The sequence below is a fragment of the Streptomyces sp. NPDC060232 genome, assembly GCF_042726555.1.
In the GTDB taxonomy this organism is placed as follows: domain Bacteria; phylum Actinomycetota; class Actinomycetes; order Streptomycetales; family Streptomycetaceae; genus Streptomyces.
Window position 1 is genome coordinate 93,126 of the sequence record NZ_JBHXAG010000001.1, and the last position, 19,523, is coordinate 112,648.

Sequence of the window (19,523 nt, forward strand, 5' to 3'; positions counted from 1 at the left end):
GCGCGCGACGTGCTGCTACGACGTCCTCACCGGAGCGCGGACACCGTCGGACCGGTCATCCGGCGGTGCCCGTCATCCGCCGGCTCCCAGTCCCTGGGACAGGAGCAGCTCGTGCGCCAGCCGGGCACCGCGAGCCGCCTGCTTGTCCCGCTCGGGGTCCTGAGAGGGGATGTCCTCCAGCCCTTCGGCCAGTGCTCTGACGGCCTGGGCGAGGACCTGCACCTGGGCTTCGAGGATGCGCAGCCTCTCGTGCTCGTCGGGGACGACGGTCTCGGGCATGACGGGTCACCTTCCTGACAGGGTGAGGAGGGCCGGCGCGGGACGCTCCGGCGGCGGGGGTGTTCAGACGGGCGGACCGGGCGTGCGCGGGCACAGCAGGCGGAGCGCGACCTTGCGGGGTTCTGCTTCGTCGGCGGCCCGTCGAGCGGCAGCCTTGCTCTCGGGTGAGCCGTCGAGGCCGGCTGTGACGACTGGCTCCAAGACGACTGGCTCCATGGCGACTGCCTCCGTGTCGTACGACGCCGTGATGGCCCTGCGGACGCCGACACCTGACAGCACAAGCACGCCGCGTCCTCATCTCCGAGGAGTACCCCGGATCGTCCTGGCGCGCATGTGGGCCGCCACGCGACCGGCCGCCTCGCAGGCAAGCGTGTCCGATCGTGTGGGCCGATGGCGCACGGGTCGCCGCCGGGGTCGGCCCTGCGCCGTCCGTCGCCCCGAGGTGAGGGGCCGAACGGGGCGGTGCGGGGGCGGGTGTCCCGAGCCGACCCCGTGCGGTCAGAACCGGGGCGTCGGGCGAGCGGCGGGTGCCATGTGGTCGGCGAACCAGCGGCGGGCGAGGTCGGTGACCTCGTCCAGGGTTCCGGGCTCCTCGAAGAGGTGCGTGGCTCCGGGGACGACCGCGAGTTCACTCTCGCAGCGCAGCCTGGCCTGTGCCTGGCGGTTGAGGTCGAGCACGAGCCGGTCGTCACCGCCGACGATCAGCAGCGTGGGCGCCGTGACCGAGGGCAGCCGTGGCCCGGCCAGATCGGGCCTCCCGCCGCGGGAGACGACCGCCGCGATCCGTGCGTCCGGCTCGGCTGCAGCCCACAGTGCGGCGGCTGCGCCCGTGCTGGCGCCGAAGTATCCGAAGGCCAGCCCCTGGGCTTCGGGCTGTTCGCGCAGCCAGGCGGTGGCGTCCGCGAGCCGCCGGGCGAGCAGACCCGTATCGAAGACATTGGCCCTGTCGGTCTCCTCCTCCTCGGTGAGCAGGTCGAACAGCAAGGTGCCCAGCCCCGCCCGGTTCAGGCCCGCCGCGACGTACTGATTGCGCGGACTGTGCCGGCTGCTGCCACTGCCGTGGGCGAACAGCACGACCCCGATCGCGCTCTCGGGCACCGTCAGCCGGCCCCGCAGCATCAGCGGGCCCGCCCGCACATCCGCTTCCCGGTCCTCCGGCCATGCCGGGCCCGGTGGCGTCCGGCGGGTGCTGACCGGACCGCTGGAGGCCGCCTCCAGGCAGGCGACCACCTCATCGTCGTCCACCTGGGAGAAGTCGGCGTAGGACTGCCCGACCGCGTAGAAGTCGTACGGAGTGTGCAGGCACACCAACTCGTCGGCATCCGAACCCAGCCGCGCGGCACAGTCCCGCGGCGCCACGGGCACCGCCAGGACGACCCGCGCGGCGCCGCGGGCCCGGGCGATCCGGCAGGCCGCCCGCGCCGTCGCCCCCGTCGCCACGCCGTCGTCGACCACCAGCGCCGTCCGGCCGTCGAGCCGGACCGGCTCCCGCCCGCCCCGGTATCGGAGTGCGCGGCTCTCGAGCACCTTCCTCTCACGCGCCTCCACTGCGGCCAGCTCGTCCGGGGTGACGCCCGCGGCGCGGACCACCTCGTCGTTGAACAGACGGACGCCTCCCTCACCGATCGCCCCCATGGCCACCTCCGGCTGGAACGGCACGCCCAGCTTCCGTACCAGGCAGACGTCCAAGGGGGCGCCCAGCACGCGGGCGACCTCCTCGGCGACCGGAACCCCTCCGCGCGGCAGCCCCAGCACCACGATGTCGGAACCCCTGAGCTGCTTCAGCCGGCTGGCCAGCCTGCGGCCGGCATCTCGCCGATCCACGAAGAACACGATGCGACCTCCTCACCCCGGAAGCAGGGCCTGCGGCGGGGCCCACGCCCTGCCTGCGTATCTCCATCGTCACTCCGGCGAAGGACCGCCGCTCACCGCCTCGGCTCCGTACCCGTTGACACCGGCCCGGACCGTCCGGTCCGCGCGCCGCAGGAGCGGCGTGCTGGGCGTTCGCCGTCTCGGTCCGCCGGGTCGCAGGACCTCCAGGGCCGATGCCGGGTCCGGGGCCGGCGGGCCCGACGGGATCCACCGCCCCGCCTCGCGGTGGTACGGCCATCAGCGCCCCTGCGGGAGCGCCTCGCCGCCCGCGGGCACCGCGTCGGCCAGTACCCGTTTGCGTTCCAGGAGGTGTGCGATGGTCCTCGACGGTGCCTTCGGCGATGATCCGGTGGACCTGGACGGGCTGGTCTGGCCGATCCGGTAGGCGCGGTCGGTGGCCTGTTCCTCGACGGCCGGGTTCCACCAGCGGTCGAAGTGGATGACGTGGCCGGCGCGGGTGAGGTTCAGGCCGGTGCCGGCCGCCTTGAGGGACAGCAGGAAGCAGGGGACCTCGCCGGCCTGGAAGCGGTCGACGAGCTTCTCACGGCGCGCGACCGCGGTGCCGCCGTGCAGGAGTTGCGTGGCGATCCCCCTGGCCGACAGGTGCCGCTCGATGAGCCGGGCCATCGTCACGTACTGCGTGAACACCAGCACCGAACCGCCCTCGGCGGGACCTGGAGGGCGGGGCGCCGGGCCTCGCAGCCCCTACTTGCTCCCGACTTCCGCGCGAGTTCCGGGAACGCGCGGTCGTGACGGCGCGTTGAGGGGGTAACGGTCGACGGCACAAGGAGGTGTCCGCAGATGTCCAGGAGCGGAAAGGTCGCGGTTGCCGGAGTCGTGGCAGCCATCGTGTTGTTCTGGGCGGTGGGCTTCTGGGCGGGCCTGCTGGTCCTCATCGGGGTGCCGGCTGCGGCCTACCTCCTGCTGGACTCCTCCCAGCGGCGTCGGCTGCGGGGCCTGTCCCGGAAGCAGATAGGCCGCTGACCGCGGCGGCGGTGCGCGGAGCCGGGTGAGGCCCGCTCCTGGACGTGGCCGGGCTCCGGCAGGTGTGCGGAGCCCGGCAGGCATGGCCGCGGAACGGGGAGCGGGGTAGCCGGATGCGGGGCGGGCGCCGGGTGCGGGTGTGGATGCCTCCGGTGCGCCCTCGGTGGCCGGATCAGGCTGCGCCGCTCACGACGACCGGAGGAAGTTCGGCTTTGAGCAGCATCTGGGAGGCGTGGTCCACGAGGTTGCGGAGCACCGGCTGGTAGCTCTCGTCGCCGCCCAGTTCGTCCAGGATCCGGTAGGCCTCGGCGCGGAACGCGTCGATCTCCGCGCGGTAGCGGTCGAGGGCGAGGGGCGTCCGCAGGATGGCCGCGAGTTCCGTCCTGGCCTGATGTGACCGGCTCGCGGCGGCGCACAGCCCCTGGATGTGTTCCCGGAAAAGGGGTGACGCGTCCTCCAGGACGGAGGCGAGCAGGTACGTCACCGTGCCGTTGACCAGGTCTTCGTCGCGGCCGGAAAGGATGTCTTCCTGGTCGTTGAAGATCTGCCACAGGATTCCGAAGACGTAGCCGAATTCACGCCACAGCTCGACCTTTTCGTCCGTGGTGCCCGAGAATATGGCGGCCATTGCCGTGATCATGCCGAAGGGGGCGCCGGATTTCCCGCGGTACGTCTCCACCACCGATTTCCGGGAGGCGCTGCGGATGTCCCCGCGCATGTCGTCTATCTGGCCGTCGACGCCGATGATCCAGCCGTTCAGGATCTCGGTTATCAGGGCGCCGTGCGCCGCCTCCGGGAGATCTTGCGCCAGGATGATCTGAATGGGCAGCGCGTTTCCGGTGACGACGGCGGCGAGCAGTGCTTCGTCCTCGGTGAGCTCGCCGGAGATCGACGCGCCGTCGGCGTCGGCCAGGTCGTCGAGATAGCAGGCCGAGGTCCACCACAGCAGGTGCACCGCCGACAGCGGCACGGCCGGGCCCGGATTGCCCGTCTCGATGGCGTGTACGAGCAGCGGAAGCACCGACAGGGGATGTCTCAGTTTGCGCTGCTCCAAGAGCTTGGCCACGGAGTTCCTGGTGGTCGCCGCGATCGGGCCGAGCCGGCCCAGTGCGGTTTCGATCTCCGCATCGATGTCCTGTGCGACCTCGCGGTGCAGGTCCAGGTACGACATGGAATTCAAGAGTGGCCTCCATCGTGGAATGAGCGTGGGGGTGAGGTGCGCACCCTTCGAGCCGCGTGACTGGCCGATTCGATCATTCCGGAGGAGGGGGATCCAGAGCGATTTTCAGTCGCCGTGTCCGAATCCCTATGGTTTCAGCGTTCAACTACCGACGGTAATAGGTATTTTCAGTCATCGGGGCGATCAATAATGGTCAACCATTCGGGCCGTCGTCGACTCCGGCTGCCTGAGCTCCCCGGGTGGCCCGAATTCGACGGTGCAGGGCCTCAGCCCGAGGACCGGTGTGCCGTCGACGGCGTCGAGTCCCTTCCGCGCGGACGTCCGGTCCGTCCGCCGTCACCACCCGGCACACCGGGGGTCACGCCGGGCGGACCGCGACGCGGTCGAGCGCCGCCAGCAGCTCCGGCAGGTCGGGATCGCCCTCCCCGGGAACCGTGAGCACCTCGCCCGGCTCCTCGTCCAGCAGGACGAAGGCCGCCTCGCCGGTGCGGGCCACCAACGACCAGCCGGGACCGTCCACGCGCAGGGTCCGGGCCCCCTCGCCGGCGAAGGAGGACCGCACCCGGCCGGGCGGCGGCGCGGTCCGCGTGTACTCCAGCGCCTCCTCCAGCGCACGCGCGAGTCCGGGATGCGCCGCGGCCGCGGCCCCGCCGTCCGTGGCCACGCGCTCGCGCCAGTCGGCCCACTCCCGCGCGATCTGGTCCGCGCCCAGCCGTCGCTGCACCGGGCCCCACGCCTCCGCCGAGGGCGGCGCCAGCGGCACCCGCCCCGTACCGTCCGCGCCCTGCTCCGGGTCGTGCGGCTCCGGGATCCCCGGTGCGGCCACCGACAGGTCCACCGGCCAGCCCGCCAGCGAGACCACGATGGTCCGCTCGTCGGGCGACAGGTCGTATTCCATCCCGCAGTCCCACGAGGCGATGGCGGCGGCCACGAGCGAGACGTCGTCGACGACGACCGTCCAGCGGGCGCCCTCCTCGTCCTGGCCGAGCACCAGCCCGTACCCCTCCCTCCTGGGCGTCACGCCCAGCAGGGCGCAGGCCTCGGGGAAGTCGTCGCCCAGGAAGCTGGGGAACTGCGCGGGGGTCAGGAGTACGGCGGTCAGCACGTACAGCGAGCCGCCACCCTCGTCGTCTGACACCTGGCCTCCAGCTGCTCTCTCGTCGGCGCACCTTAACTACTCGGTAACCCGCGCGTCGAGAGCTTGCGGGCCATGATTTCCAAGGCTGCTACCTGCACGTAGAGTTGGGGGCCCGCCACAGAAGGGACACCCGGTGCAGCGTTACGACCGGCTGAAGGAGATCCTCCGGCTCGATCCCGACGAGGACTTCCTCGCCATCTACCGGCTCACCGCCACCTACGAGTTCCCCTGGGACTTCGCCCGCGCCCTGGAGCTCGCGCTGTTCCGGACGTACGCCGTCCCCAGCATCGGCGGCCTGCTGGCCGATACCGCCGAGTTCACCGAGCGCACCCAGAAGCGCTACGACGACACCGCGCTGCTCCTTGACGCGGTCGTCGAGCACGGCTTCGACAGCGACACCGCGCGCACGGCGATCCGCCGCGTCAACCAGATGCACCGCAGTTACGACATCTCCAACGACGACATGCGCTACGTACTGTGCACGTTCGTGGTGATTCCGTCACGCTGGCTGGACGCCTACGGCTGGCGCCCGATGACCCACCACGAGCGCCGGGCGAGTGCCAACTACTACACCGCTCTCGGTCGACACCTGGGCATCACGGACATCCCGGGCTCCTATGAGGAGTTCGAAGCCACCCTCGACGCCTACGAGGCGGCCCACTTCGGCTGGGACGAAGGCGGCCGCAAGGTCGCGGACTCCACCCTCGACCTGATGGCCTCCTGGTACCCGGCGCCGCTCGCGCCCGCCGTGCGCCGCGGGGGACTCGCCCTCCTCGACGACTCGCTGATCGACGCCTTCCGGTACGAGGCCCCCAACGCCGGCCTCCGGAAGCTGGTGCAGGGCGCCCTGCGGCTTCGGGGCCGCGCGGTCCGCCTGCTGCCTCCGCGCCGGGCCCCGCACTACGCCCGCCAGAACCCGGAGATCAAGGGCTACCCCCGCGGCTACGACGTGGGCGAGCTCGGCACCTTCCCCGTGCCCGGCTCGGGCGGCTGCCCCGTACCGCATCCACGCCGGCCCGCCGGAGCCGAGGCCCAGCCTCCGGCCTGATCCCGGCCACCTCCGCGGTCACCGGGTACGGCGGCGACGTAAGAACGTGTGCGCGGGGGTCAGGGCCGGCGTGCCGCCAGCACCAGGAATCGGTGGTCCTCGTCGGCGTACGAGGTCATGTCCCAGCCCGAGGCGGACAGGAGCGGGCCGAGGTTGTGCTCGGCCCGCATGTCCTGCGGGGTCAGCTCGCGGCCGTGGCGCGCGGCGAGCGCCGCCCGCCCGATCGGGTGGAAGAGCGCGAGCCGGCCACCGGGGCGGACCACCCGCGCCAGTTCGCGCAGGTTCGCCGCCGGATCGGGCAGGTGCGCGATGAGCCCGGCCGCGAACACCGCGTCCAGTGCCTCGTCGCGCAGCGGCAGCCGGGCCACGTCGGCGAGCAGCAGCATGCCCTCGGAGGCGCGCCCGGCCCGTTGTGCGGCGGCCAGCATCTGCGGGGTGAGGTCCACGCCGAGCACGGTGCCCGCGGGTCCGACCGCGGCCCGCAGCGCGGCCAGGGCCCGTCCGGTGCCGCAGCCCGCGTCGAGCACGCGGTCCCCGGGCCGCAGTCCGAACTCCGCCACGGCGGTGGCGAAGGCGGCCCCGTCCTCCGGGAACTTGCGGTCCCAGCCGTCGGCCCGCGCCCCGAAGAACTCCTGCACGTGCGTGTGGTCTTCGCTCATGGGTCCATGCTCCCCCACCGCCGCGCCGTCGGGTGTCCGCGGACCGTGCGCAAGGTGGCGCGCGGGGTGATCGAAGGTGAACGTAGCTCTGTCATATTCCAGCACTTACAGCTGCTTTCGAAATGCGCCCCCTGTTCGCGCCCTCACCCGGACTAGCGTCCGGTGGCCATGGGACACCTGGGACATCTGGACCACGCCGCATACGGCTGGCTGACACCCGTGCTGTCATATGTGATGGCATCGATCGGCGCCGCCCTCGGGCTGCGCTGCACCGTCCGCGCGCTCGCCGCGACCGGAGCCGTCCGCCGCAACTGGCTCCTCACCGCGGCCTCCGCCATCGGAACCGGCATCTGGACCATGCACTTCGTCGCGATGCTCGGCTTCGAGGTCACCGGGACGGAGATCCACTACAACGTGCCCCTCACCATCCTGAGCCTGCTCGTCGCCATGCTGGTCGTCGGCGCCGGAGTCTTCGCGGTCGGCTACGGCAAGGCGCGCGGCCGTGCCCTCGTGCTGGGCGGGCTCACCACCGGAACCGGCGTCGCGAGCATGCACTACCTGGGCATGGCGGCCCTGCGCCTGCACGGTCAGGTCTCCTACGACCCGCTCGTCGTCGGCCTCTCCGTCGTCATCGCCGTGGTCGCCGCCACCGCCGCCCTCTGGGCCGCCCTCAACATCAGGTCTCCCCTGGCCGTGGCCGCCGCCTCCCTCGTCATGGGCGCCGCCGTCAGCAGCATGCACTACACGGGGATGACGGCCGTCGCCGTCAGCGTCAGCCCCTCGGACGCGGCCCTGCCCGGGGCCACCGCGATGCAGTTCATCTTCCCGCTCGCCGTCGGACTGGGCTCCTACCTGTTCATCACCGCCGCCTTCGTCGCGCTCTCCCCGACGGCCGACGAACGCGCCGCCTCCGCCTCCGCCCGGCACCTGGGGGAGCGCACCGCGGCCGCGCACTGACGGCGCCGCCGTCCTCGCGATCACGCGCCGCGCGCGTGCGCCCGCCCGTCCGTCCGATGGACCGCCTGACGGTGGACCGTCCGACTGATGGACCGTCCTACCCATCGACCGTCCGTCCACCGTCCGCCCCATCGACCGTCCGTCCACCGTCCGCCCCATCGACCGTCCGCCCCATCGACCGTCCGTCCGACCGTCGGCCGACCGCACCGGTAGGCACCGCCCGGAACGAGGAGCCCATGCGAACACCCCGCAGAAGACCGGAAGCAGCGGCGCCGAGGCTGCCCGCGCCGCCGGCACGCGGCCGCCGGGCCCATGCCGGGCCACCGGCCGAGGAACCGGCGGAGGACCGGGTACGGCAGCAGCCGCGGCAGGTGGACGACACCCGCCCGCCCCGCTCCGCCGCACCGCGCGAGGACGGTCCCCGGCTGCGACTGCGGCTGCGCCCCGCCACCGTCCGCGCGAAGATCGTCTCCCTGCTGATGGTCCCGGTCGTCTCGCTTCTCGCCCTCTGGGCCTTCGCCACCGTCAACACCGCCCAGGACATAGCCCGGCTGGCCCGTGTCCAGCAGGTCGACTCCGAGATACGCGCCCCCGTCGCAGCCGCTGTCACCGAGCTCCAGGCCGAACGGCGCGCGGCCGTCCGACTCCTGGCCGACCCCGCCACCGACCCCGGCGCCCTGGACCAGCAGGCCCGCCGCACCGACAGCGCCGTCCGCAGCCTGCGGCTCGGCGACCGGCACACCGTCGCCGACTCCGGGGACTACCGCTCGGACACCGTGATCCGACTGGACGCGTTCGTCGTCGCCGCCGAAGCACTGGGCTCGGCCCGCAAGGACATCACCGACCGCCGCGCCACCCCCGAGGCCGCCTTCGCGATCTACACCCGGGTCGTCGACGCCGCGTTCGCCGTGAACGGCTCCCTGTCCGGGGCCGAGCACCCCGAACTCGGCCCCGACGCACGGGTCCTGCTCGACTTCGCCCGCGCCGCGGAACTCCTGTCCCGCGAGGACGCCCTACTCGCCCTGCCTGGCCAGCGCAGCGCAGAGACGCTCCGGCAGCTGACCGGCGCCATCGAGTCCCGGCGCGCGCTCACCGAGACCGCGGCCCGCGACCTGCCGGCCGCCCAGCAGGACGCCTGGCAGTCCGTGGCCAAGAGCGCCTCCTACGCCGACCTCACCGGCGCCGAGGACCGGGCCCTGGCCGCCGGCACCTCCCGTGACGGCCGTGGCGCGCCCGCAGGATGGGAGGCCGCGCACAGCGGCATCAGCGCCTCGATGCGGGAGATCGAACAGGCCGCGCACACCGCGGCCGCGCACCGGGCCGACCCCGTCGCCGAAGGGGCCTTCAGCCCCGCCGGAGCCGCCGTACTGCTGGGCCTGGCGGCCGTCGCAGCCTCCCTGGTCATCTCCGTCCGGATCGGCCGCGTCCTCGTCGTCGAACTGGTCTCGCTGCGCAACACCGCCCTGGAGATCGCCCATCGCAAACTCCCCGACGCGATGGAGCGGCTGCGCGCGGGCGAGGAGATCGACGTCGCCGCCGAGACCCCGGCCGGCGCGCCCGCCGACGACGAGATCACCCAGGTCGGCGAGGCGCTGGGCACGGTGCACCGGGCCGCGCTCAGCGCCGCCGTCGAGCGGGCGGAGCTCGCCAGCGGGGTCTCCGGCGTCTTCGTCAACCTCGCGCGCCGAAGCCAGGTCCTCGTGCACAAACAGCTCACCCTGCTCGACTCGATGGAGCGGCGCGCCGACGACCCGAACGAGCTCGGCGACCTCTTCCGCCTCGACCACCTCACCACCCGGATGCGCCGGCACGCGGAGAGCCTGATCATCCTCTCGGGCGCGGCCCCCGGCCGCGCCTGGCGGATGCCGGTCCCCCTCACCAACGTCGTCCGCGCCGCCGTCTCGGAGATCGAGGACTACCCGCGCGTCGAGGTCCGCCGGCTCGCCGAGGCCGCGGTGGTCGGCGGAGCCGTCGCGGACCTCACCCACCTCCTCGCCGAACTCATCGAGAACGCGGCCCAGTTCTCCCCACCCCACACCAAGGTGCGGGTCAGCGGTGAACCGGTGGGCACCGGCTACGTCCTGGAGGTCGAGGACCGCGGACTGGGCATGGGCCGCGAAGCCCTGGGCGACGCCAACCGGCGCATCGAGCAGTCCGAGGACCTCGACCTCTTCGACAGTGACCGGCTCGGCCTCTTCGTGGTCAGCCGCCTCTCGGCCCGCCACGGCGTGAAGGTGCACCTGCGCACCTCGCCCTACGGCGGCACCACCGCCGTGGTGCTGCTGCCCCATTCCATGCTCCAGGGCGCCATCACCGTCGGGGAGCCGGTCCCCGACCCGCACCGGGACCCGGCCGCTGCCGCGGACCCTGCCGACGCGGACCGGGGCCCCGGGCGCCGGGAGGAGCAGTCGGCCGACGCCGGCCGTGCCCCGGCCCGGGCTCCCGTGCCGGCCAGGGAAGCGGCGGGAACAGCGCAGCAGCCGCCCGCCGTGACCGTCGTACGGGACGGGGCGCGCGGCCCGGCCGCCGTACGCAAGGACGTGCGCGGCCCGGCCGCGGTACGCAAGGACGCGCGCGGCATCCCCGCCAGGGGCCCGGACCCGGCCCCCGCCGAGGAGCCGCGCCCGGCACCGGCTGCCCCGCTCCGGCGGCGCACCGCCGGTGGCGGGGGCACCCGTACGGAGCCCGCCGCACCCCCCGAGGCCTCCGTGACGGAACTGCCGCGGCGGGTGCGCCAGGCCAGCCTCGTCCCGCAGCTGCGGGAGGCCCCCACGCCCCAGGGGCCCGCCGGCATCCGGGCGCCCGAGGACCCGCCGGGACGCAGCCCGGAGCAGGCCCGGGACCGGATGGCGGCCTACCGCGCCGGATGGGCCCGCGGCGCCGAGGACAGCTCCCACCACGCAGGCAGCGAAGGAGAAGTGTGATGATCGAGCACCAGAGGATCGGCCACGACGGCATCCGCAGGTCGGGCGAACTCGACTGGCTCCTGGACGACCTGGTGCACCGGGTCGTCGATGTCCGGCACGCCGTGGTCCTCTCCAACGACGGCCTGGCAGTCGGCGCCTCCAACGCGCTCAGCCGGGAGGACGCCGAGCACCTGGCGGCGGTGGCCTCCGGTTTCCACAGCCTGGCCAAGGGCGCGGGCCGGCACTTCCGCGCCGGGGGCGTACGCCAGACGATGGTCGAGATGGACGAGGGGTTCCTCTTCGTCGCGGCGGCCGGGGACGGCTCCTGCCTGGCCGTGCTCAGCGCCGCGAGCGCCGACATCGGGCTGATCGCCTACGAGATGGCCCGGCTGGTCAAGCGGGTCGGCGAGCACCTCTACACCCCGCCGCGGTTCGCGGCGCGGCCGCCGGCCGCCGGCTGAGGGCGGCGGTCCGGCACATGAACGGCCAGTGGTACGACGCCGAGGCGGGCCCGCTCGTCCGCCCGTACGCCATGACCGGGGGACGTACCAAGCCGGGACCGCACGGGGTCCGCTTCGACCTGATCGCCCTGGTCGCGGTGGATCCGCAGGGCGGCGCGGACGAGGCGGCCGAGTCGCTGCTCGGCCCCGAACACCGGGCACTGCTGGGTCTGTGCCGGTCCGACACCCAGTCGGTGGCGGAGCTCGCCGCCGACGCCGACCTGCCCGTGGGAGTCGTACGGGTGCTCCTCGGGGACCTGCTGGAGGGCGGGCACGTCAAGGTCAGCCGCCCGGTACCGCCCGCCCGACTGCCGGACGAGCGGATTCTGCGTGAAGTCATCGAGGGATTGCGAGCGCTGTGATGGGACACCACGACAACCGAGCCTCCGGGACCTCCGGACCGGCCGGAGCAGCACCGGAAACGGAACCGGACCCGGAAACGGGGGATGAGGACGGCGAACTGGCCGCGCTCGCACTGAAGATCCTGGTGGCGGGCGGATTCGGGGTGGGCAAGACCACTCTGGTGGGTGCGGTGAGCGAGATCCGGCCGCTGCGCACCGAGGAGCAGCTGAGCGAGGCGGGCGAACTGGTCGACGACACGGGGGGCGTGGACCAGAAGACGACCACGACCGTGGCCATGGACTTCGGGCGGATCACCATCCGCTCCGGGCTGTCCCTCTACCTGTTCGGCACCCCCGGGCAGGACCGGTTCTGGTTCCTGTGGGACGAGCTGGCACAGGGAGCGCTCGGCGCGGTGGTGCTCGCCGACACGCGGCGGCTGGAGGACTGCTTCCCGGCGGTCGACTACTTCGAGCACCGGCGCATCCCCTTCGTGGTCGCCGTCAACTGCTTCACCGAGGCACGGCGTTACGGAGCGCACGACGTGTCGCGCGCCCTGGACCTGGAACAGGGGACTCCGGTGGTGCTGTGCGACGCACGGGACAAGGACTCCGGCAAGGAAGTGCTGATCAGGCTGGTCGAGTACGCCGGGCGGGTGCACACCGCCCGGCTGCTGGACTCGGTGGGGCCGCAGGCCGGTTCCGTGTGAGCCGGCCAGGCCGCGCGGGCGGGTCAGTCGGACACCCCGGCGACGGAGATCACCTTCTCGATCGGGACGCGGACCAGGAGCTCGCTCGGGACGGCATTGCGGCGGCCGAAGGCCTCGGCCGCCTCCTCGCCCATGTAGCGGGCGGCGATGCGGGTCGCCCAGGCGAGCAGCTCGTCCGCGTCGTCGGCGTATCCGCTGATCTCGGCGCGGCCCTGGAGGACGACGTAGGAGAACGGCGGCCGGTCGTCGTCCACGCAGAGCGCGACGCGGCCGTCCCTGGCCAGATTGCGCCCCTTGACCGTGTCCTTACCGGTGTTGAAGACGAAGGAGTCCCCGTCGAGTACGAACCAGATGGGAGCGACGTGCGGACTCCCGTCCTCGCGGACGGTGGAGAGCTTTCCGGTGCGGGTGGAATGGGAGACGAAGGCCCGCCATTCCTCTTGAGTCATCTTCTTCGCCATGGGCACATCCTCCTTGCCGGAAAGGCGCTGGTGGGGAAGGCTTGCGGCACGAGTACGCGGGGTGGGGCGCGGCCGAGCGGGCGGCGTCGACGGGGAGGGGCTTGGAATGGCACTGGACAAGCAACTGGACTGGCTGCTGGACGACCTGACACGCAGGGTCCCGCAAGTGCGGCATGCGGTGGTGCTGTCCAATGACGGGCTCGTGACGGGGGCGAGCGCGGGGCTGCCGAGGGAGGACGCCGAACATCTGGCGGCCGTGGCGGCCGGGCTGCAGAGTCTGGCGAAGGGGTCCGGGCGTCACTTCAGGGCCGGAGAGGTCCGGCAGACGATGGTCGAATACGACGACGGAGCCCTCTTCGTCATGGCGGCGGGTGCGGGCAGCTCCCTGTGCGTGCTGAGCGCGGCCGAGGCGGACATCGGGCAGGTCGCCTACGAGATGACGCTGCTGGTCAACCGGGTGGGCGAGCACCTGGGCGTCGCGGAGCGGCGCATCACCGGCGGCTGAACACCCGGCGGCGCAGTGCCCGGCGGGGGCCGGGTGGCAGAGGTCGGGTGGTCGGGCGGGGCGGAGTTGTCCACAGCCCTCGCGGGATGTCGTCGCAGCGAGTTACGGTCTTCACACAGAGTAATCATCGCTCGTGGGGGAGGACCGTGATGACGCAGATGGTGACCGCGCCGCCGGGGGACATGGCCGTGCGTGAGGAGGAGGTGGCGGCCGTCCGAGCCGGCGGCGCCGTGCAGGCACTGGTCGGCAGCGCACTGGTCGGCAGCGCACTGGTCGGCAGCGCACTGGTCGGCAGCGCACTGGCCGCCGGAGAACTGGGCTTGAGTCGCGGTGAGTTGGCCAGGGCCGTCCAGTTGGGGATCGTACGGGCCGGGCCGCCGACGGCCGGCGGGGCCGCGCGCTTCGCGCGGGCGGAGCTGGCGAGGGTGCGCGGCGCGGTCGCCGGGCCGCCGGACGCGCTGCGCCGCCAGGTCGAGACGGTGGCCGGAGCCCAGGCGGCGGCCGAGGTGCTGGGGGTCGGCCCGAGCAGGTTCACCCGGCTCGCGCGCTGTGGGCACCTCACCCCGGTCGGGTACCGCATCAATCGCTACCGCGCCGTCGTGTGGCTCTATCTCGCCGCGGAGTTACGGGAGTTCGCCCGTCGGGAGCCGATGATGCTGCGCGGGACGGCGCCCACGGAGGACCGGGAACTGCTGGCGGCCAAGGGGGACCTGCGGCCGCGTACATGGCGCGGGCGGCATGTGGGGCTACTCCTGAGACGGACCGCCGATCCATGGGCGCGCGCGGCCGTACTGGCCGGCGTGCTCCCCGAGGACGAGCTGCGCGGAGCCGTGCCCGATCCGGCGGAACGGATCGTCCTGGCCGCGCTCGCCCCGCCCCCGCCGTACGGGCACCCGCAGGTCCCCGCCGCCGCGGCGGTGGCGGAGGGGCTGCTGCGGGCCGGGCCGCCGGACGAGGTCCACTGGTACCGCACCAGCCTGGAGTTCGCCCTGACCGGGGCGCGGGCTCAGTCGAAGTCGACGGGGGAGAGGGGGCCGACGTAGACCCAGGCGCCGCCCTCACGGGAGAAGGCACTGTGCTCGTGCAGCGAGCCTGTGTGCCGGCCCTCGCGGTAGTGCGCGCGGAACTCCACCGAGCCCTCCGTCTCGAACATCCCGCCGCGCTCCGTGGCGAGGATCTCCAGCCGCTCCCAGCGCTGCCCGGGGTCCAGGTCCAGGCGGGCCGGGCGCGTCGAGGGGTGCCAGGAGCGCAGCAGGTAGGCGGTGTCGCCGACGGCGAAAGCGCTGAAGCGGGAGCGCATCAGCAGTTCGGCGGTCGGCGCCCGGCCGTCACCGGAGTGGAAGCGGCCGCAGCACTCCGGGTAGGCGGCGGGCAGTCCGCAGGGGCAGGGCAGGGCAGGCGTGGGCATGGGGCTGCTCAGTTCTCCGGTGCGGTGTCGGACGGCCGGCCGGGCTGGTCCGGGCGGCTCGGCTCGGCGGGGTACGGGCGGAAGAGGCCCTCCTGGACCACGGAGACCAGCAGCCTGCCCTCCAGGTCGTAGATCCGGCCCCGGGCCAGGCCCCGGCCGCCGTGGGCGATGGGTGACTCCTGGTCGTAGAGGAACCACTCGTCCGCCCGGAACGGCCGGTGGAACCACATGGCGTGGTCGAGCGAGGCCATGTCGAAACCGCGCATGCCCCACAGGGGTTCCACCGGGATGCGCACGGCGTCGAGGAGGGTCATGTCACTGGCGTAGGTGAGGGCGCAGGTGTGGACGAGCGGGTCGTCGCCCAGCGGGCCGACGGCGCGCATCCACACCGCGCTGCGCGGATCGGCGCCCTTGAGCTCTTCAGGGGTCCAGCGGAGCCGGTTCACGTAGCGGATGTCGAAGGGCTGGCGGCGGGCCATCCGCTCCAGCGCCTCCGGCAGAGCCCCCAGGTGCTCGCGGATCTCGTCCGCGACCTTGGGGAGCGTGTCGGGGTGGGGGACGTGGTGAGGAGGCAGCTGGTGCTCGATGCTGCCGTCCTCCGGATGATGGAAGGAGGCGGTGAGATTGAAGATCGTCTTGCCCTGCTGGACCGCGGTGACCCGGCGCGTGGTGAAGGACCGCCCGTCGCGCACCCGCTCCACCTGGTACACGATCGGCACCCCGGGGAGGCCGGGGCGCAGGAAGTACGCGTGCAGCGAGTGGACCGGGCGGTCGCTCTCGACGGTGCGGCCCGCGGCCACCAGCGCCTGGCCGGCCACCTGGCCTCCGAAGACGCGCTGGAGGGACTCCTGCGGGCTGGCGCCGCGGAAGATGTTGACCTCGATCTGCTCCAGGTCGAGCAGATCGACCAGTCTCTCGGCGGGATTCGTCATCAGAGGATCTCCACTGTCGGGTCCAGGCGGTCCGGGCGGTCCGGGCGGTCCGGCGGCGTTCCGGTTCAGGTCACAGGGCGCCGAGCTCGCCGACCGAGGTGACCCGGACGACGGCCCGGCCCTCCTCGTCCGAGGCCGCCAGGTCGACCTCGGCGCTGATGCCCCAGCCATGGTCGCCGCCCGGGTCGGCGAAGGTCTGGCGGACGCGCCACAGACCGTGCGCCGGGTCCTCCTCGATCTGCAGCAGCTTCGGGCCGCGGGCGTCCGGGCCGGTGCCCAGGTCGTCGTACTCGTCCCAGTACGCGTCCATGGCCTCGCCCCAGGCGTCGGCGTCCCAGCCCGACTCGGCGTCCAGCTCGCCCAGCGCGTCGACGTTGTCGAGGGCGGCCAGCTCCACCCGGCGGAACATGGCGTTGCGGACCAGGACGCGGAAAGCGCGCGCGTTCGCGGTGACCGGCTTGACCTGGTCGGCCTTCTCCTGGGCCTGCTCCGCCGTCTCCACCTCCGGGTTCGCCAGCTGCTCCCATTCGTCCAGCAGGCTCGAGTCGACCTGGCGGACCAGCTCGCCGAGCCAGGCGATCAGGTCCTCGAGGTCCTCGGACTTGAGGTCGTCGGGGATGGTGTGGTCCAGCGCCTTGAACGCGCCGGCGAGGTAGCGCAGCACGATGCCCTCGGTGCGGGCCAGCTCGTAGAAGGAGGTGAACTCGGTGAAGGTCATCGCGCGTTCGTACATGTCGCGGATGATCGACTTCGGGGAGACGGGGTGGTCGCGCACCCATGGGTGGCTCTTGGCGTAGACGTCGTACGCGTGGGAGAGGAGCTCTTCCAGCGGCTTGGGATAGGTGACGTCCTGGAGCCGCTCCATCCGCTCCTCGTACTCGATCCCGTCGGCCTTCATCTGGCCGACCTGGATGCCGCGCTCCTTGTTCTGCTGGGCGGCCAGGATCTGGCGCGGGTCGTCCAGCGTGGACTCCACGACCGAAACCATGTCCAGCGCGTAGGAGGGGGACTCCGGGTCCAGCAGGTCGAAGGAGGCCAGCGCGAAGGTGGACAGCGGCTGGTTGAGCGCGAAGTCCTGCTGGAGGTCGACGGTGAGCCGGATGGTGCGGCCGTCCGCGTCCGGGGTGTCGAGCTTCTCCACCACGCCGCCGTCCAGCAGCGAGCGGTAGATCGCGATGGCCCGCCGGATGTGCCGCAGCTGGGCCTTGCGCGGCTCGTGGTTGTCCTCCAGGAGGTGGCGCATCGCCTGGAAGGCGTCGCCCGGCCGGGCGATCACCGACAGCAGCATGATGTTGGTGACCTTGAAGCGCGAGGTCAGCGGCTCCGGGTCGGCGGCGATGAGCTTCTCGAAGGTGGTGTCCGACCAGGCGACGAAGCCCTCGGGCGCCTTCTTGCGGACCACCTTGCGGCGCTTCTTCGGATCGTCGCCCGCCTTCGCCAGCGCCTTCTCGTTCTCGATGACGTGCTCGGGCGCCTGGGCGACCACGAAGCCCGCCGTGTCGAAGCCGGCCCGGCCGGCCCGGCCGGCGATCTGGTGGAACTCCCGGGCGCGCAGCGTGCGGACCCGGTTGCCGTCGTACTTGGTGAGCGCGGTGAAGAGCACGGTGCGGATGGGGACGTTGACGCCGACCCCGAGCGTGTCCGTGCCGCAGATGACCTTCAGCAGACCGGCCTGCGCGAGCTTCTCCACCAGGCGCCGGTACTTGGGCAGCATGCCGGCGTGGTGGACGCCGATGCCGTGCCGCACGTAGCGCGAGAGGTTCTGGCCGAACTTGGTGGTGAAGCGGAAGTTGCCGATCAGCTCCTGGATCTTGTCCTTCTCCTCGCGGGTGCACATGTTGATGCTCATCAGCGACTGCGCCCGCTCGACCGCCTGGGCCTGCGTGAAGTGCACGATGTAGACGGGGGCCTGCCGGGTCTCCAGCAGCTCGGTGATCGTGTCGGTGATCGGCGTGGTCACGTACTCGTACGACAGCGGTACGGGCCGGGTCGCGGAGCGGACCACCGAGGTGGGCCGGCCGGTGCGCCGGGTGAGGTCGTCCTCGAAACGCTTCACGTCGCCGAGCGTCGCCGACATCAGGACGAACTGCGCCTGCGGCAGCTCCAGCAGCGGGATCTGCCAGGCCCAGCCGCGATCCGGCTCGGCATAGAAGTGGAACTCGTCCATCACGACCTGGCCGATGTCGGCGTGCCTGCCGTCACGCAGCGCGATGGAGGCCAGCACCTCGGCGGTGCAGCAGATCACCGGCGCGTCCGCGTTCACCGAGGCGTCGCCGGTCAGCATGCCGACGTTCTCGGTGCCGAAGAGCTTGCACAGGTCGAAGAACTTCTCCGACACCAGCGCCTTGATCGGGGCGGTGTAGAAGGTCACCTTGTCCTGGGCCAGGGCAGTGAAGTGCGCACCCGCCGCGACCAGGCTCTTGCCGGAGCCGGTCGGGGTGGACAGGATCACGTTCGCCCCGGAGACGACCTCGATCAGCGCCTCCTCCTGTGCCGGGTACAGGGTGATGCCCTGGTCCTCCGCCCACGAGGAGAAAGCCTCGAAGAGGGCGTCGGGGTCGGCGGTCGGCGGGAGCTGATCAATGAGGGTCACGCCCCCATCTTGCCTGGCTTCCCCCCGGATCCGGGAACCGGAGGACGCAACGAAGATCACCGACTGTACGCTGTGCCGTCGATGCGGCCCGAACGAACCGGTCAACAGGGCCCGATACACATCAGCGGGGCGGGGAACGACAATGATGGGTCCGGCGCACTCACTGTCCGGGGCGGCGGCCTGGCTGGGGGTGGGAGCGGCCACTACGGCCGCCGGCCATCCCATGCCCTGGCCGGTCCTCGTCGTCGGCGCGCTGATCTGCGCCGGCGCCGCCCTCGCCCCGGACCTCGACCACAAGTCGGCGACGATCTCCCGCGCCTTCGGCCCGCTGTCCAAGGGCCTGTGCGAGGTGGTCGACAAGATCTCCTACGCCGTCTACAAGGCCACCCGCTCCACGAAGGACGCCCGCCGCTCCGGCGGCCACCGCACCCTGACGCACACCTGGCTCTGGGCCGTCCTGATCGGCGGTGGCGCCTCCGCGCTCGCCGTCACCGCCGACCGCTGGGGTGTGCTCGCGCTGCTCTTCGTGCACCTGGTGCTCGCGGTCGAGGGCCTCCTGTGGCGAGCCGCCCGCATGTCCAGCGACGTCCTGGTCTGGCTGCTCGGCGCGACCAGCGCGTGGATCATGGCCGGGGTGCTGGACCAGCCCGGAAACGGTGCGAACTGGCTGTTCACCGGGCCCGGACAGGAGTACCTCTGGCTCGGTCTGCCCATCGTGCTCGGCGCCCTGGTCCACGACATCGGCGACGCCCTGACGGTCTCCGGCTGCCCGGTCCTGTGGCCCCTGCCGATCGCCGGCAAGCGCTGGTACCCGATCGGCCCGCCGAAGCCGATGCGCTTCCGCGCCGGCAGCTGGGTGGAGCTGAAGGTCCTGATGCCGGTCTTCATCCTGCTGGGCGGCTTCGGCGGCGCCTCAGCGCTCGGCTTCATCTAGGGTTCCGCGACCGACGCCCACGCCGTGTGCGACGCCCCGGGACGTGGGCTTCGGCCCGTCGAACCTGTGGCCCGAGGCCCGCTCGTGGAACCTGTGCACCGACTACGGCCTGTGGGCGA

At 72.5% G+C, this 19,523-nt stretch carries 19 protein-coding genes and 2 pseudogenes; 10 read left to right on the forward strand and 11 right to left on the reverse strand.

Going from position 1 to position 19,523, the window contains the following annotated elements; genetic code table 11:
* Positions 1-72: 72 nt before the first annotated feature.
* The 4 genes and pseudogenes from ACFWFZ_RS00390 to ACFWFZ_RS00405 form a co-directional block, all read right to left on the reverse strand.
* Positions 73-279 carry a hypothetical protein gene (locus ACFWFZ_RS00390; protein ID WP_387114354.1) on the reverse strand — a complete coding sequence of 69 codons (207 nt, stop codon included), beginning with the start codon at positions 277-279 and terminating at the stop codon, positions 73-75.
* Positions 280-372: 93 nt separating this feature from the next.
* Positions 373-480: pseudogene (locus ACFWFZ_RS00395) on the reverse strand (universal stress protein); the annotation flags it as partial.
* A gap of 297 nt (positions 481-777) precedes the next feature.
* Positions 778-2,112 (reverse strand): phosphoribosyltransferase family protein, encoded by a 1,335-nt coding sequence (locus ACFWFZ_RS00400; protein WP_387114357.1) that lies wholly within the window; start codon positions 2,110-2,112, stop codon positions 778-780.
* A gap of 276 nt (positions 2,113-2,388) precedes the next feature.
* Positions 2,389-2,820: pseudogene (locus ACFWFZ_RS00405) on the reverse strand (DEAD/DEAH box helicase); the annotation flags it as partial.
* A gap of 132 nt (positions 2,821-2,952) precedes the next feature.
* On the opposite strand from ACFWFZ_RS00405, the gene ACFWFZ_RS00410 reads away from it, so the two are divergent.
* Positions 2,953-3,135 (forward strand): hypothetical protein, encoded by a 183-nt coding sequence (locus tag ACFWFZ_RS00410; RefSeq protein WP_053683165.1) that lies wholly within the window; start codon positions 2,953-2,955, stop codon positions 3,133-3,135.
* Positions 3,136-3,307: 172 nt separating this feature from the next.
* Here ACFWFZ_RS00410 and ACFWFZ_RS00415 read toward each other — a convergent pair whose 3' ends face one another.
* A complete protein-coding gene (locus tag ACFWFZ_RS00415) occupies positions 3,308-4,306 on the reverse strand; it encodes a polyprenyl synthetase family protein (protein WP_387116221.1) in 999 nt (332 codons plus the stop codon).
* Positions 4,307-4,673: 367 nt separating this feature from the next.
* Positions 4,674-5,453 carry a hypothetical protein gene (locus ACFWFZ_RS00420; RefSeq protein ID WP_387114360.1) on the reverse strand — a complete coding sequence of 260 codons (780 nt, stop codon included), beginning with the start codon at positions 5,451-5,453 and terminating at the stop codon, positions 4,674-4,676.
* A gap of 133 nt (positions 5,454-5,586) precedes the next feature.
* Here ACFWFZ_RS00420 and ACFWFZ_RS00425 point away from each other — a divergent pair, with 133 nt between their 5' ends.
* Positions 5,587-6,501, forward strand: a complete 915-nt coding sequence (locus ACFWFZ_RS00425) for an oxygenase MpaB family protein (protein WP_387114364.1) — start codon at positions 5,587-5,589, stop codon at positions 6,499-6,501.
* A gap of 59 nt (positions 6,502-6,560) precedes the next feature.
* On the opposite strand, the gene ACFWFZ_RS00430 is transcribed toward ACFWFZ_RS00425, so the two are convergent.
* Positions 6,561-7,160, reverse strand: a complete 600-nt coding sequence (locus ACFWFZ_RS00430) for a class I SAM-dependent methyltransferase (RefSeq protein ID WP_387114367.1) — start codon at positions 7,158-7,160, stop codon at positions 6,561-6,563.
* A 177-nt stretch (positions 7,161-7,337) separates the two neighbouring features.
* On the opposite strand from ACFWFZ_RS00430, the gene ACFWFZ_RS00435 reads away from it, so the two are divergent.
* The 5 genes from ACFWFZ_RS00435 to ACFWFZ_RS00455 all read left to right on the forward strand — a co-directional run bounded on the left by ACFWFZ_RS00435 (position 7,338) and on the right by ACFWFZ_RS00455 (position 12,571).
* On the forward strand, positions 7,338-8,117 hold the full coding sequence (locus tag ACFWFZ_RS00435) for an MHYT domain-containing protein (RefSeq protein WP_387116223.1): 780 nt from the start codon (positions 7,338-7,340) through the stop codon (positions 8,115-8,117).
* Positions 8,118-8,353: 236 nt separating this feature from the next.
* Positions 8,354-11,041 carry a nitrate- and nitrite sensing domain-containing protein gene (locus ACFWFZ_RS00440; RefSeq protein ID WP_387114371.1) on the forward strand — a complete coding sequence of 896 codons (2,688 nt, stop codon included), beginning with the start codon at positions 8,354-8,356 and terminating at the stop codon, positions 11,039-11,041.
* Positions 11,041-11,484 carry a roadblock/LC7 domain-containing protein gene (locus ACFWFZ_RS00445; RefSeq protein ID WP_387114374.1) on the forward strand — a complete coding sequence of 148 codons (444 nt, stop codon included), beginning with the start codon at positions 11,041-11,043 and terminating at the stop codon, positions 11,482-11,484. The genes ACFWFZ_RS00440 and ACFWFZ_RS00445 overlap by 1 nt, the downstream gene beginning before the upstream one ends.
* Positions 11,485-11,501: 17 nt before the next feature.
* A complete protein-coding gene (locus tag ACFWFZ_RS00450; protein ID WP_387114377.1) occupies positions 11,502-11,885 on the forward strand; it encodes a DUF742 domain-containing protein in 384 nt (127 codons plus the stop codon).
* Positions 11,885-12,571 carry an ATP/GTP-binding protein gene (locus tag ACFWFZ_RS00455; protein ID WP_387114380.1) on the forward strand — a complete coding sequence of 229 codons (687 nt, stop codon included), beginning with the start codon at positions 11,885-11,887 and terminating at the stop codon, positions 12,569-12,571. The genes ACFWFZ_RS00450 and ACFWFZ_RS00455 overlap by 1 nt, the downstream gene beginning before the upstream one ends.
* A 23-nt stretch (positions 12,572-12,594) precedes the next feature.
* Here ACFWFZ_RS00455 and ACFWFZ_RS00460 read toward each other — a convergent pair whose 3' ends face one another.
* Positions 12,595-13,032 carry a PPOX class F420-dependent oxidoreductase gene (locus tag ACFWFZ_RS00460; RefSeq protein ID WP_387114383.1) on the reverse strand — a complete coding sequence of 146 codons (438 nt, stop codon included), beginning with the start codon at positions 13,030-13,032 and terminating at the stop codon, positions 12,595-12,597.
* A gap of 106 nt (positions 13,033-13,138) precedes the next feature.
* Between ACFWFZ_RS00460 and ACFWFZ_RS00465 the strand changes: the two genes are divergently transcribed.
* Together ACFWFZ_RS00465 and ACFWFZ_RS00470 are read left to right on the forward strand one after the other, a co-directional pair.
* Positions 13,139-13,537 (forward strand): roadblock/LC7 domain-containing protein, encoded by a 399-nt coding sequence (locus ACFWFZ_RS00465; RefSeq protein WP_030657457.1) that lies wholly within the window; start codon positions 13,139-13,141, stop codon positions 13,535-13,537.
* 149 nt (positions 13,538-13,686) lie between these two features.
* Positions 13,687-14,580 (forward strand): DUF6397 family protein, encoded by an 894-nt coding sequence (locus ACFWFZ_RS00470; RefSeq protein WP_387114386.1) that lies wholly within the window; start codon positions 13,687-13,689, stop codon positions 14,578-14,580.
* Here ACFWFZ_RS00470 and ACFWFZ_RS00475 read toward each other — a convergent pair.
* The 3 genes from ACFWFZ_RS00475 to ACFWFZ_RS00485 form a co-directional block, all read right to left on the reverse strand.
* Positions 14,544-14,945 carry a YchJ family protein gene (locus ACFWFZ_RS00475; protein WP_387114389.1) on the reverse strand — a complete coding sequence of 134 codons (402 nt, stop codon included), beginning with the start codon at positions 14,943-14,945 and terminating at the stop codon, positions 14,544-14,546. The genes ACFWFZ_RS00470 and ACFWFZ_RS00475 overlap by 37 nt on opposite strands.
* A gap of 8 nt (positions 14,946-14,953) precedes the next feature.
* Positions 14,954-15,877, reverse strand: coding sequence for an acyl-CoA thioesterase (locus ACFWFZ_RS00480; protein WP_387114393.1), 924 nt, complete (start codon positions 15,875-15,877; stop codon positions 14,954-14,956).
* A 70-nt stretch (positions 15,878-15,947) separates the two neighbouring features.
* Positions 15,948-18,470, reverse strand: coding sequence for a DEAD/DEAH box helicase (locus ACFWFZ_RS00485; RefSeq protein ID WP_387114396.1), 2,523 nt, complete (start codon positions 18,468-18,470; stop codon positions 15,948-15,950).
* A gap of 142 nt (positions 18,471-18,612) precedes the next feature.
* Here ACFWFZ_RS00485 and ACFWFZ_RS00490 point away from each other — a divergent pair, with 142 nt between their 5' ends.
* Positions 18,613-19,404 (forward strand): metal-dependent hydrolase, encoded by a 792-nt coding sequence (locus tag ACFWFZ_RS00490; RefSeq protein ID WP_387114399.1) that lies wholly within the window; start codon positions 18,613-18,615, stop codon positions 19,402-19,404.
* The last annotated feature ends 119 nt before the right edge of the window (positions 19,405-19,523 follow it).